General features: G+C 47.0%; 11 protein-coding genes and 1 tRNA gene. 7 read left to right on the top strand and 5 right to left on the bottom strand.

All coding sequences use genetic code 11. The features are described 5' to 3' along the window. Nucleotides 1-49 precede the first annotated feature (49 nt). The 3 genes from RBH76_13410 to RBH76_13400 all read right to left on the bottom strand — a co-directional run bounded on the left by RBH76_13410 (nucleotide 50) and on the right by RBH76_13400 (nucleotide 4,353). Nucleotides 50-1,222 carry a hypothetical protein gene (locus tag RBH76_13410; GenBank protein WMJ83711.1) on the bottom strand — a complete coding sequence of 391 codons (1,173 nt, stop codon included), beginning with the start codon at nucleotides 1,220-1,222 and terminating at the stop codon, nucleotides 50-52. A gap of 738 nt (nucleotides 1,223-1,960) precedes the next feature. Continuing rightward, nucleotides 1,961-2,881, bottom strand: a complete 921-nt coding sequence (locus RBH76_13405; GenBank protein WMJ83710.1) for a hypothetical protein — start codon at nucleotides 2,879-2,881, stop codon at nucleotides 1,961-1,963. A gap of 533 nt (nucleotides 2,882-3,414) precedes the next feature. After that, nucleotides 3,415-4,353, bottom strand: a complete 939-nt coding sequence (locus RBH76_13400) for a LysR family transcriptional regulator (protein WMJ83709.1) — start codon at nucleotides 4,351-4,353, stop codon at nucleotides 3,415-3,417. Between the two features lie 302 nt (nucleotides 4,354-4,655). Between RBH76_13400 and citC the strand changes: the two genes are divergently transcribed. The 7 genes from citC (at nucleotide 4,656) to RBH76_13365 (ending at nucleotide 11,815) form a co-directional block, all read left to right on the top strand. Next, complete coding sequence (citC, locus tag RBH76_13395) at nucleotides 4,656-5,699, top strand: [citrate (pro-3S)-lyase] ligase (protein WMJ83708.1); 1,044 nt, start codon at nucleotides 4,656-4,658, stop codon at nucleotides 5,697-5,699. A 39-nt stretch (nucleotides 5,700-5,738) separates the two neighbouring features. Then, entirely contained in the window at nucleotides 5,739-6,035 is a 297-nt protein-coding gene (citD, locus tag RBH76_13390; protein WMJ83707.1) for a citrate lyase acyl carrier protein, read from the top strand. A 1-nt stretch (nucleotide 6,036) separates the two neighbouring features. Beyond that, nucleotides 6,037-6,945: an aldolase/citrate lyase family protein gene (locus tag RBH76_13385; GenBank protein WMJ83706.1), complete on the top strand. Its 909-nt coding sequence runs from the start codon at nucleotides 6,037-6,039 to the stop codon at nucleotides 6,943-6,945. Then, nucleotides 6,939-8,498 carry a citrate lyase subunit alpha gene (gene citF, locus RBH76_13380; protein WMJ83705.1) on the top strand — a complete coding sequence of 520 codons (1,560 nt, stop codon included), beginning with the start codon at nucleotides 6,939-6,941 and terminating at the stop codon, nucleotides 8,496-8,498. The genes RBH76_13385 and citF overlap by 7 nt, the downstream gene beginning before the upstream one ends. Nucleotides 8,499-8,604: 106 nt before the next feature. Further along, nucleotides 8,605-9,666 carry a tripartite tricarboxylate transporter substrate binding protein gene (locus RBH76_13375; GenBank protein ID WMJ83704.1) on the top strand — a complete coding sequence of 354 codons (1,062 nt, stop codon included), beginning with the start codon at nucleotides 8,605-8,607 and terminating at the stop codon, nucleotides 9,664-9,666. Nucleotides 9,667-9,799: 133 nt separating this feature from the next. Beyond that, nucleotides 9,800-10,297 carry a tripartite tricarboxylate transporter TctB family protein gene (locus RBH76_13370; protein WMJ83703.1) on the top strand — a complete coding sequence of 166 codons (498 nt, stop codon included), beginning with the start codon at nucleotides 9,800-9,802 and terminating at the stop codon, nucleotides 10,295-10,297. 18 nt (nucleotides 10,298-10,315) lie between these two features. Next, on the top strand, nucleotides 10,316-11,815 hold the full coding sequence (locus RBH76_13365; protein ID WMJ83702.1) for a tripartite tricarboxylate transporter permease: 1,500 nt from the start codon (nucleotides 10,316-10,318) through the stop codon (nucleotides 11,813-11,815). A 1,075-nt stretch (nucleotides 11,816-12,890) separates the two neighbouring features. On the opposite strand, the gene RBH76_13360 is transcribed toward RBH76_13365, so the two are convergent. Both RBH76_13360 and RBH76_13355 read right to left on the bottom strand, forming a co-directional pair. Next, nucleotides 12,891-12,966, bottom strand: a tRNA-Ala gene (locus tag RBH76_13360). A gap of 105 nt (nucleotides 12,967-13,071) precedes the next feature. Beyond that, on the bottom strand, nucleotides 13,072-13,752 hold the full coding sequence (locus RBH76_13355; GenBank protein ID WMJ83701.1) for an HAD-IA family hydrolase: 681 nt from the start codon (nucleotides 13,750-13,752) through the stop codon (nucleotides 13,072-13,074). Between the last annotated feature and the right edge of the window lie 56 nt (nucleotides 13,753-13,808).

Below are 13,808 nucleotides of genomic sequence, written 5' to 3'. Positions count from 1 at the left end.
GACAAGCGCAGGGGCTGTTTTGGGCAGCCCCTGCGCTGTTATCCTATCCCTATGAGATAGAAACAATTTTTATATTTTTATCAAAAACCAATGCCGCTTTGGAGGCGCTGTTATTCACGCTTATGTTATCCGGCATCCCGGGTAGCAATACCGTATTTGTCTTACCGGACTCCATATCAAACAGATATAACTCGGGGCGAATCTCCGACGTATAATACAGCCATTTATCGTTTACCTGCTCGTCGTATCTCCAAAAAACATCTTTGGCTTCAAACTCATGCAATAACGATCCATCTTCCGAGCGATATATTTGAAAATAATACTTTGCACGCAGTGTCGAATAGTCATAATACTTATCTCCACTATGAATAAAGTAATCTCCATTTGTACTCCACGAGTGTATATAATAGGGATCAGGAATCACACTTTCCATACGATAAAGAAAAGTGCCGTCAAGAGAATAGAACTCATAAAAAATACTTTTCCCCTCAAACGGGTCAATCAGTTTCCCCTCCTTATCGTACACAGCTGCAAAGGGGTCCCCTTCCGGTGGGCAAATCAAATATAACTTCTTCAAATCGGGGGAAATGGAAAGCGGGCGTATAGCATGTTGCATGTTATTATCCAATAGAATTTCTCCGATGATTTCATTTGAAAAAATATCTTTAATGGTGATGGTATTCAACTGCTCAGGCTTTCCTGATCCGATCAACAGCTTGCCCTGTTCCACCTTTGAAAAAGACTGCAGCGGAACAATAAGCTCTGCAAGCTCCGCTTTCGCCGTATCCACCGGAATCTTCAATACCCTGAAATGTTCATCCCCCTCTTCATATTTGCCGTTGTACCAATACACATTCTCCTCATCAAAGCTATATTCTTGTATGTGGTCTGGCCCAAATTCAAAGTGATCAGGCAACTCTACCTTTCTGAGAATATCGGTATCCACATTGTAAAGATACAGTGCTTTTGTCTCTTCTTGTTCATCTTTCGTATCCCGTCCGTATTCGGCGATAAACAATTCATTATCCCTCACCCAATATATGCGCCTCGTGCCGTGCGGCAGCGTTATTTCCTTTACCACCGTCGTTTGCAAAGGCGCTACCTCTAAAGATTCCGAGACAGCTTCACTTGTCGAAGAACCTAAAGAAGCTTCATCTGCGGTAGAGGGCTTTAACTCTGTACTTTCTTGTATTTTACAAGCTGAAAATATGCAGGCCATCATACACATAACGCAAACCAACACAATCTTGCTTAATTTCACAATATCCCTCCTGGTCGCACTTGTTTTTTTATAATCTACATGTTCAAACTATAAATATCGACGCAATCCGTATTATTCGGGTAATTCGGATAGTTGGGATAATAGTAATACATTAATTTTTCGCCACTGGGGGAGACTAGTATCGTTCCTGGTGCTTGCAAATATAAAAGATTCTTTCTCTCCATCGTGGTTAAATTTAAGGAGCTTACCACATAATGGTCGTCAATCTTTTGACTCTCGTATAAGGTGCTGCCCACAATGGCGATGGTATTACCGTGTTTGGTGGAGTAGATCTCATTGCCAATCAAAATCTTTAACAAACTCGCCCATTTGGAAATTCTCGGGCAAGGATATGATGGTAATAAAAAGCAGTAAAATCATATTTATGTCTAAACCTTGTCTGTTTTACAATGTCATATGTGCATCTGACACGACTCATGCTCTGTTGAATCCTGTGCTCGTTGCAATAATTAATAAAATTAAGCTAAGCTAAGTAAATTGGCGCCCCCTGGTCGGAAGCAAAATGAAGCTCTTGAGATTGATCTTCTGGTATTATAAAGGCCTCTTCCAAATTGCCTATTATGGTACTAACCTTCACGCCGGTTATACGTTATCTATGATAAGCCCAGAAGAATGACTTCTGGGCTTATCCCTTAAGTAAACATAATGTGAACCTCATATTACTACAGAGAATGCTCATTAGCTTTGTATAGGCAATTGAAAATCAAGTCTATCAAACTTTCTTAATATATCCATATTGGATGTGATATTGTTAGCACCCCAATAAAAATTGCCAATTGTTTGTTCGTAATCGCTCCACACTTTATCATCAGGATGCGGATTGTTCTTTTCCCATGCAATCACTTCTTCCAAAGGCATTATATAAAGCTCATTGGTATTACGCAATATATCAACAATTGTATCCAAATTTATGTCTACAACATTCCTAAGTTTAGGATAATGCTCACTTTCAGGTGTACTGACGAAGTATACTGGCAATGGTTTAAATGTTTCCCATGTTGCTGGGTCAAATGACGTTGGGTCAAATGATGTTAAATCATAGTCGGGGAGACCCTGAAGAAGAACTTGTCCACAAGAACTATACTTCTCATTCAAAGTTACTGCTTTTTGATAAATATTTTTGCTTTTATCTGCTTGTTTAAGTATGAAGTCTGAAAGACGCTTAGTCACTCCTATATCGACTTGCGTGGATTTCAACGGGTCATAATGAAACCACGGCAAATGAGAAAAATCATTGTTGGTAGGAATTCCTTGCATCCCCACCCAACCGTTTTCCGTCAGATATACTCCAGAATCAAGATATTTGATGATGCCATTAACAATCGTATTTTTTATGCTGCTGACATAATCGCCTGTCGTGTCTAAGTAATCTAACGCAATGCAAACCGTATAAGGGGACGAATTAGGGTTCCAGTTATTTGGTTCTATGTTATATCCAAAACCACCGTCCTCATTCTGATAACTGGACAGAACCGAAAGGAAATCATCACAGCTTCCGTTTTCAAAAAGGTATTTCCATTTTGTAAAGTCAAGCGGTCTTGCACCACGGAAAACCAATTTTCTCAATCTCATAAAATCATCAAATGACAGTTTTTTCACGGCATTTCCCTCCGGTGTATTATATAAATAATCTTACTACTGCGTTCATTATTATCAATGTAATCTACTATCCACTTTAAACATTTTGTTAAGTTAAATTGAGCTTATATTGGTAGATCATATCAACAACGCGCAATTGAGAGAATAGTGGTTATCAATCTTTGTCTTATTTCTTTGATAGCGAGCATATAGAAAGCAAAACTGTCGAAAAGTGTCCGATATCCGGCCTTTTTAAAGATGCCCAACCCCGCTTTATTACCCGCTCACATCAAAAGTTATGCTATTTGTAAAATTACTTTAGAATTTCGACTGGAAGTTTATCACTAAGCGAATTTTTTGAGTATTAGGAGCCGGAAAGCGAGGAGGATTTTCTCATCCTTCGGCCTTTAGTACATATTGAATTGTCTACTGATATGGCTAACTATAGATAATAGTTCGATTGATTTTTTGTTGTAAACGCAAAAGAGTATAAAGCTTAGACCGAAGTAAAACCTACTTCACTTCTTAATCAATCAATAAAACTGTTAAGGTATCTATTTTAAGTTTGGTGTTATATCGCCGAACTGATGGCTGATCTCCTTGGCGACCTCAATAAACTGCCGCGCCGCCAGTGACAGAAACCGGTGCTTATTGTAAGCTACCACATATTCGCGCTTGGCTTCAGGGTCGCTGAGAAGATAATAAACCGCACGGTGTTCCGGCTGACAGGTGCAGCGCACCGCTATGGGCAAAAATCCGACACCGAGCCCACCGGCAATAAAGGTATTTGCCAGCTCGCTGTTGCCGGTTTCAAAGACCACGTGGGGCACAAAACCTGCACGGGTACACAGCATGTGACCCTGCGTATACAAACGTTGTCCACGCTTGATCATCAAGAAGTCATCATTCTTGAACAGTTCTAAATCCACGACGGGCAAAGTATCGCCGTCATGCTTGTAGCAACTGTTGATAGGGTGCCCGGGCGGTACACCAAACAGCAGCTCCTCGTGGAACAGGAACTCGAACACCAGTTTTTCTGACTCGCCTGCCACTGAAAAAAAGGCGATATCCACCACACCTGCCTCCAGCTTTTTTTCCAACTGGGAGGAAGTGTCCTCCACGATGTGGATGATAATGCCCGGGAATCGCTCACGGAAAATCGGCATAATGCGGGAAAAATAGTACTTTCCGTAAAGATGAGATATACCAATGGACACCTGCCCCGTGCGCAGATTCTGCACATCTGACATGCGCTTTTGTATGCGGTCGCTCATTTGAAGAATGCTTAAGCCGTCTTCCAGCAGCACCCGCCCCGCCTCGGTAGGGGTAATCACGCCGCGAGTGCGGTGAAAAATTTGCAAGCCAAACTCCTCTTCCAACCGGGCAACCGCCTGGCTAAGTGCCGGCTGGCTGACGAACATTTGAGCCGCAGCCTTTGAAAAACTACCGGTTTGCGCAATAGCTACGACATATTCCAAATCTCTCAACTGCATGCAACCCCTCCATTTAACCTAAAATAATTTGTTGATGTAGTGACAATTTTAAAATGCGAAATTTGATTATATACTTTTGCGAAAAAATAATTTTTCAGGAAAATGAAAAAGCGAATAAAGGCAAAAAAAGAAGATTTGCACAATATTATTTTAATTTTAATATATACCAAACTTTAAAATCTATATACTAATATAACTATTGCTTATAATCTCGATTATATATTAATATTGTACATTTTTCAACTTTGATAGTAGAATTATTTATGTAAAAGCATAACACGTTGTATCGGGAGGGATTTAGTATGCTGTATGGCGAAATTGAACTACGTGATATTCCTCTTAACATACCGAAATATTATCAGCAGGTCGAAACCTTTCTCAAACCTTTTGGCCTGACTGTGGACAGGCTGTTGGAACGCTACCTCGGCGCCTATTATAACGATGAACTGGTGGGCGGTGCGGGCTACGGCGGCGACGTCATAAAATGCGTGGCAATTGATCCGCGCATGCGCGGCGAGGGTATTGTCAACACGCTGATATCCCGATTGCTATCTGAATTGATCGCCAAGGGACTTGCGAATATTTTTTTGTTCACTAAGCCCGCCAACCGGGTGATGTTTGAAGACCTTGCGTTCCATACCATCATCTGCACCGACGACGTGCTGCTGATGGAAACCGACGCCAAGTCTTACCCACGCTATTTGGACAGCCTTTCGGCCTTACGAACAGACGGCGGCAGCTGCGGGGCCATTGTCATGAACGCCAATCCCTTCACCTTAGGACACCGCTACTTAATCGAACAGGCCAGCGACGCCTGTGACCGGTTGTTTGTGCTGGTTGTAGAGGAAGATCGCTCCCTGTTCCCCGCCGCTATCCGCAAAAAGCTGATTCAAGCGGGAACAGCCGACCTAAAAAACGTCTCGCTCATTGACGGGGGGAGTTATGTGATCTCCGGCGCAACCTTTCCGACCTACTTTTTGAAAACTGCAGACGTCGCCACAAGAGCGCATGCCCGGCTGGACGCCATGCTGTTTTGCACCGGTATCGCCCCCGCGCTTGGTGTCACCGACCGCTTTGTGGGTGAAGAGCCGCTGGACGTCACCACCGCAACCTATAACAGCGTAATGGCTGAGACACTGCCGGCTTATAATATCCAGTTCCACTGCATCAACCGCCTTGAAAAGCAGGGCGCACCGGTCAGTGCCTCGCGGGTGCGCGCGCTGATCAAACAGGACAAACTGGTGGACACTGCCGCTTTGCTGCCGCCAACCACCTATCAGTTTCTCTGTTCCGACGAGGCGAAGCCTATCATTGCCAAAATCAAAAATAGCGATTCTCGGCATTGAACGTCGATCGTTATATACAAAACAAGGGGGATCATTATTGTGTGTCAAATCACAAAAAAGAGCTATGCCGGCTCTCTGGAATCGAGCGATGTGCTGGTGCAAATCAGCCCCAATCCGGGAAAAGGGCTTGAAATTGATTTAAAAAGTACAGTCAAGCGCCAGTTTGGCAATGCTATTCTCGCCACCGTCAACGATGTGCTGCGAGAGTTTGATATTACCGAAGCGTTTGTCAGTATTGACGACAAAGGCGCCTTGGATTGCACGATACGCGCCCGTGTCTCAGCTGCGGTCTGCCGCGCCGCGGCGCTGACCGATTATCACTGGAAGGTGGGTTAAAATGGTTGCAGAAAAAATAAAGCTGCGCCGAACCATGATGTATGTTTCAGGCAGCAGCCCCGCCAATATTGCACAGGCGACTATTTACGGCGCCGATTCGCTGATGTTTGATCTTGAGGACTCCGTCTCGGTCAACGAAAAGGATGCCGCGCGTTTTGTCATCTACCATGCGCTGAAAACCATTGACTTTGGCGATACCGAAACGGTGGTGCGTATCAACGCCATCAACACCGAAACCGGCCATCAGGACCTGGAAGCAATTGTTCGCGCAAAGCCCGACGTCATCCGCCTGCCCAAAACATCCTGTGCACAAGATGTCTGGGACGCCGAAGCGATGATTGCCAAGATTGAGCGCAACATCGGTTTTAAAGAGGGTACCATTAAGCTGATGGCCGCATTGGAAGACCCGTCGGGTATTCTAAACGCGCGTGAAATTGCCAAATCCTCCAAACGGCTGATTGGCATGGCCATTGGTGCTGAGGATTTTGTCACCAGCATGAAAACCACCCGCTCCCCACTGGGCGTAGAGCTTGCCACCGCAAGAGGTCTGCTACTGATGGCCTGCCGCGAAGTCGGAATTTACGCACTCGACACCGTTTACAGCGATATCAACAACGACGAGGGCTTTCTGGAAGAAGTTAAACTGATCAAGCAGCTCGGCTTTGACGGCAAATCCTGTATTCATCCGCGCCAGATAAAGCCGATTCATCAAGTGTTTACCCCCACGATCAAGGAAATTGACTACGCCATCCGCACCTTCGGCGCCATCCAAGAAGCCGAAGAAAAACACTCAGGTGTCATCGCCCTAAACGGCAAAATGATCGACCTGCCGATGGTGGAACGCGCGCGGCGCGTCATCCGGCTGGCCGACGCCGCCGGCATTCTGGACGGAGGTGCATACGGATGCTGACAAACGCAGTCAACAGAAACATTCCCGAAAAAATAAACAACAAAAAGCTAATTCCCTATCAGGGCGAATTTGCCCTGTCGCCCGCCGACGCACCGGTTGCGTCCTACCGCAAACTGAAAAAACGCACGCCCGATATGGGTAACAAAATTCAGCGCGATTTAACAGCGGCCATCCGGTCCGTGGGTCTGAAGGACGGTATGACTATTTCATTCCACCACGGCTTTCGCGACGGAGATTTGACGGTACTGCCGGTGCTGGAGGCTATCCGCGCGCTGGGCATCAAAAATCTGACGCTGGCGCCAAGCTCCCTGACCGACGTACATGATCCGGTTGTCGAATTCATTAAGGACGGCACCATCACCCATCTGGAAAGCAGCGGCCTGCGTGGAAAGCTGGGCAAGGCGGTTTCGGAAGGTATTCTGGAAAATCCCGTTGTGCTGCGCACCCATGGCGACCGCGTGCGCGCCATTCAGGCGGGCGAACTGAACATTGACGTGGCCTTTCTAGCCGTGGCCTCCGCCGACGAATATGGTAACGCCACCGGCTGCACCGGCAAAAATATTTGCGGCGCGCTAGGATATGCCATGGTGGACGCCAAATATGCTGCCAATGTGGTACTCATCACCGACAATCTGGTATCCTATCCCTGCTCCCCTATCTCAATTGACCAGAGCGACGTCGACTGTGTGGTCGTCGTCGACCAGATTGGCGACAGCGCCCTGATCGGCAAAGGGGCGGCGCGCACCACCCGTGACCCCAAGCAGCTGCTCATTGCCGAGAATACGACAAAGGTCATCGAATATTCGGGCCTGTTTGTCGAGGGCTTTTCCGTACAAACCGGCGTCGGCGCGGTGCCGATTGCCGTCACCAACTTTTTAGGTGAGCGCATGCGCACGCAGAATATTCACGCAGCCTTTGCACTTGGTGGAATCGGCGCAGCAATCACCCGCCTGCATCAGGAGGGCTACATACAAAAAATTCTGGCCGTCCAGAGCTTCGATACTGAAGCCAGCGCCGCCTTGTGCAATGATGTTACCCACATTGAGACCGAAACCGGTACCTATGCCAATATTTTTGGCAACGGCTGCTGCATAAACAAGCTAGATATCTGCATTTTAAGCGCACTTGAAATGGACACACACTTTAACTGCAATATCCTCACCGGATCCAACGGCGAGCTGCGTGGTGCTCTGGGCGGCGGCCCCGACTGTGCAGGTGCTGCCCGACTAAGCATTATGGCTATGCCGCTCATTCGTGGGCGCATCCCCAGCATTGTGGATGAGGTCAATACCATCTGCACGCCCGGGACCAGCGTGGACTGTGTTGTCACCGAGTATGGTGTGGCAGTTAACACCGCGCGCAACCCCGACCTTACGGAAAGGCTGCGCAAATCTGGCCTTAAGCTTTTCACCATGCAGCAGCTTAAGGAGATGGCTGAACGCCTGACCGGTAAGCCGGAGCCGATTCAATACAACCGCGATAAAATTGTCGCCGTGGTAGAATATCGCGACGGCAGCATCATCGACGTGGTATATCAGGTTTTGCCCGAATAACCTCCTGTCAGACAGTGGGTTTGGGAATAGACGACAAAGGATAGGAAAATTGATTTGTTTTCACTGCAAGCAGGAGCAGGTCAAAAAAATTAGTAGGAGGATTATCATGGCTTGGAAAAAAACTTTCGCGACTTTCTTAGCACTTAGCATTTGTGCAGTCGCCACCTCATGCGGCGGCAGCAGCACTGCGTCCACGACAAGTTCCGGCGCCGTTTCAAGTACAGCGCCCGCCGACTCAAGCAGCTCAGTACCTGCTTACCCCGCAAAGGCAATGGAATTCATAGCGCCCGCCGGTGCCGGCGGTGGCTGGGATACGACCATCCGCGCTGTCGCCAAGGTACTTAAGGACACCAAACTGGTCTCTGTCGCAATGCCTGTCACCAACAAGCCTGGCGGCGGCGGTTCGGTCAATCTGGCTTATATGGACGAGAAAAAGGGCAGTGATACCATCATCTCGGTCTATTCTCCGCCCCTTATCCTCAATAATCTCAACGGCACCACTCCGCTGAACTACAAGGATAATACCACCCCTTTGGCCGCACTGATCACCGACTACGGCTGCTTCTTAGTAGGTAAGAATTCTCCGTATCAGACCATTAATGATGTGATGGACGCACTGAAGAAAGACATCAAGAGCGTTAAGCTTGGCGGTGCTTCTTCGGCCGGTTCGATGGATCACCTCCAGTTTTTGAAGGTCGCAAAAGCCGCCGGCGTTGAGCATTCTGAACAGATCGACTACGTCAGCTTCCAGGACGGCTCCGCAACCGCCATGTTGCTCGGCGGACACTTTGACGTGCTGACCTCCGGCGTTGCAGACAGCATCGGCCTTGTTGAAAGCGGCGACCTGCGCGTGCTGGCCATCACCTCTGACGAGCGCATCGGCACCGGTACCATTGCAACCTTCCCCACCTGTAAGGAGCAGGGCATTGACGCCACTTTCTATAACTGGCGCGGCCTGTTCGGCACTGCCGGCATGCCTGACTACGCCAAGGATTTCTGGGTGGATGCGCTGAGCAAAATGGTTGAGGCGCCCGAATGGAAAGCCGAGTGCGAAAAATACGGCTGGGATCAGAAATTTATGACCGGCGACGCATTCATGAAGTTCCTCGACGAGCGGAATGAGGAATACAAGGAGCTGCTTGATTCTGTCGGCATGCTTAAGGCATAAGACAATCTTATTTCGTGGCGCGTGAAGCGTCCGGCACAGTGTGGGGCAGGAGACGACTGTGAAACGCGTCGTCTCCTCCCTGCTATATTCAAAAGAGGTTTATAAAACAAACACCTCAAATTGGAGGTCACTTATGTTAATGGATTTTAATGTGATCGTTGGACTTGGCACCCTATTGTTTGGTGTCATCTATACAGCCGCAGCCTTTAACCTAGACAGGGCGACTATCGGAAACCCGATTGAGCCGCTGCTGTTCCCAATTATGTTGGGGGTAGGGATGATTATATGCGGCGTTCTGCTTATGGCAACAGCGGTTGCCGAAATTAAAAAGGATCCCACCAAATTTAAAAAGTTTAAATTTGAACGCACAGCTGACGGTAAAATTCCCAAGGATCGCATTCTCATTGCCGTCACCTGTCTCGCCGGTATCGTTTATGCCGTCATCTTTGAACAGCTCGGTTATGTCATTTCAACCGTATTGTTTCTGGGGCTGATGCTGTTTTTATTCCGCGGCAGGAAAAAATGGCCGTCAAACATCGTCATCGCCCTGGCCTTTTCACTGAGTGTCTATCTTCTGTTCACCAAAATGTTGACAATTCCGCTGCCAATGATGCCCGGCGGCATTTTCTAATCGGGAGGAGGAACTGTTTTGAGTGCAATTTTTAATAATTTGATGATGGGATTCTTGGTCGCCTTCCAACCGATTAACCTGATGTGGGTGACAATCGGCGGTGTTCTGGGTACAATTATCGGCATGCTGCCTGGCCTGGGACCCGCAACCGGCGTCGCCGTGCTGCTGCCGCTAACCTATGCCATGGGACCCGAGGGTGCCCTGATTACCATGTGCGGCGTATATTACGGCGCGATGTTCGGCGGCTCTAGAAGCTCGATCCTTATCAACACCCCCGGCGATGGTGCTGCTATTGCTGCAACATTTGACGGTTACCCTATGGCGCAAAACGGCAAGGCCGAATCTGCCCTAGCTATTTCGGCCATCGCTTCTTTCATCGGCGGTATTATTTCGGTTGCTTTCTTCATTTTTCTAGCGGTTCCGGTTTCGCGATTTGCGCTGAAATTCGGCCCCTCGCAATATTTTATGCTGATGCTGGCAGCGCTTTCTATGACTGCTTCGATGAACAAAGGCAATGCGGCAAAGGGCTTTGCCTCGATGTTCTTCGGCTTGATGATTTCGAGCGTGGGCCTTGATGCACAGTCCGGTGTGCCCCGCTTTACCTTTGGCGAACCGCATATGATGTCCGGCATTGATTTTCTTATTGTCATCATTGCGTTTTATGCGCTGGGCGAAGTTTTTAAAAGCTTTAAAGACATCGACGAAGGAAAAAAGAAAATGCAGACCAAGTTCGGCAAAATCTGGATTACTATGGAAGAGTGGAAAAAATGCTGGAAACCCATTCTGCGCAGTACACCGCTCGGCTTTATCATCGGTGCACTGCCCGGTGCGGGTGGTACAATGGCTTCCCTGATGGCGTATAACAACGAAAAGCAGATTGCAAAGAACCCCGACGACTTTGGCAAGGGCGAAATTGTCGGCCTTGCAGCACCTGAAGCTTCTAACAATGCCGCCTCTGTCGGCGCGCTGATTCCGATGCTGACCCTCGGCGTTCCGGGTTCGGGCACTACGGCGGTTATGATGGGCGCGCTGCTCATGCTGGGTTTGCAGCCCGGTCCGCTGCTGTTCACCAATCATCCTCAGCTGGCCTGGGGCCTAATTGCATCGATGGTCATCGGCAACATTATCATCGCCATTGTTAACATCCCAATGGCCGGTGCACTGGTGCGCGTACTCTCGATCCCGCCGAAAATTCTCTATCCTATAATTCTGGCACTGGCGTTCATTGGCGCCTATGCTATCTCAAACTCGGTATTTGATTTCTATCTCATGGTTATCTTCGCGATTGTCGGCTACATATTCGACAAGGCCAAAATCCCTACTGCGCCCATGATTCTGGCTGCTATAGTCGGTAATACTATGGAGGTATCGTTCCGTCAGGCGCTTTTGCTGGCCGACGGCTCCTACACTGTATTTTTAAAGGGCGGCATCAACCTGTTCCTGCTGGTGGTCATTATGGCTTGCATCCTTCTGCCTTTTATCCGCGAGGTCAAAAAGACCACCAAGGCAACACATTAATTCACTATTTGCCTTTTCTTATTTTAAGCGGTGGGGGCCGGCAATGTTGCCGACCCCCACCGCCTAGATTGCCACAAAACCATGCTACGGGCATGGTTTTTTTGTATAATGGAAAGAGGAAGGGGCTATAGCGAATCGACGACTGGAAAAAAGATAGACGGCGGGGATATCGTGATAGTGGATATAGATGAGCTGGTACCGCAAGACCAGTTGCAAAAGAAGACATAGTGTATAAGAGATTAGCTCTATTCGCGCCTGAAGATAGAGTACAATAAAGTTCGCAATTTCAAAAGGCAACAGAAAAGCCACATTGGGACTACGATAAAATAAATGGTGTTAACGCCCACCCACCTGAAGCACGGCTATCAGGACAGAATGCCAGACTATGATTTGCTGGCTCAAACCTAATAACTTATGCTACTTCCTTGTTCACTGGGCAAATACTTTTACACAAAGTTTTACAAAATGCCAATATAAGTGAATAACAACACGCCTATCACTCAGAAATGAGTTGCCCATTATAGTACTAACCTACAACTTGCTAATTACTTGTGTCCCGTATAAACAATTAAATCAAATTCAAGATAAGAAAGTTTTGGAATTGTTGAATGCTCTAAACACTAAATGAATTTTAAAAACTTATCCTTCATTTTAGATTACTAGAAGCTCGACACTATATCCTTTAAACTTTCTTTTATATCAAAATTGTAAAGCCCGCCATGATAACAGATGATTTTCTTGATATCATAGTTTCAGACCGCTATATTCAAACACAAAACCTCTTTGAACATATCATTATTTTTTAATATACCCTCGCAAGTAAGTAGTTTATTGATATCCTCCACTACTTTAATTGCCAAACAACTCTTCTCATTTTATTTTTAATGTGGGCAAATCAAGAAAAGGGCATTAAAAAAAGCGGGCGTATTTTCATAATGATACGCCCGCTCATTTAATCGGATTACCGTATTCAGTTGTTACGATGATATTATTAATTTCCTCTAGTATACGAAACCAGCAATCAAATGTGCCAAAAAATTGATGTTATGCAGCTTACACTACATAACATCAATTTTGGTGGAGACGAAGAGGATCGAACTCTCGACCTTACGGATGCGAACCGTACGCTCTCCCAGCTGAGCTACGCCCCCAAATTAGCGCTGATTTCAATCAATTCAGCGTTAATTATTATAGCACCCGGTTTGTCATTTTGCAAGGGCTGCACAGAAAAAAACTAAAATACTTACCCTGTTCGATTACTTCTGGTTTAATGCCTTATTATTCCCCTCTAAAAGCGGCAATAGCGCTATCGGGGAATCGATCAACGCATCGGGATGGGCCGCCTCAAGCACCGTTCTGTCGCGCAAGCCCCAAGTGCAGGCCACCGAAAATACCCCCGCATTTTTCGCGGTCAAAATGTCCACATCCGAGTCGCCCATATAAATTGTGCGCTCACGTACCGAACCTAACGCTTCCATCGCCTTGAGTACCCCGCTCGGATCCGGTTTTTTAGGCGTGTTTTCATCCGTCCCGACCGATACCGGAATACAGTCACCGAAATAGTCTTGGATCAGCGGCGTCACCGCGTCCTGAAATTTATTAGACACCACCGCCATTTTAGCACCCCGCTGACACAACTCTGCAATCAGCTCGGGTATACCCAGATATGGCTGGGTTTTATTGTACATATTCTCAGAGTAAATCGCGATAAAAGCGCTATATACAGCATTATAATCTACCTGATCAGCGTTTTGAGGCAACGCCCGGCGAACAAGCATATCCACACCGTCCCCTACATAGCCCTGAACCTCTTTTGTGGTGTGTTTTTGAAAACCACACTGACCAAGCGCGTTATTGATGCTGTCGGTCAGATCATCGATCGAATTAAGAAGCGTACCATCAAGGTCAAAAATCACGGTATCAAAACATGCTGTCATTATGTATCACCCCGCATTATTTGTCACTATAATTCTACCGCTAACCAACATTGATG

The sequence above is a fragment of the Oscillospiraceae bacterium MB24-C1 genome, assembly GCA_030913685.1.
In the GTDB taxonomy this organism is placed as follows: domain Bacteria; phylum Bacillota; class Clostridia; order Oscillospirales; family Ruminococcaceae; genus Yanshouia.
This window is presented reverse-complemented; position numbering and strand designations above follow the sequence as displayed.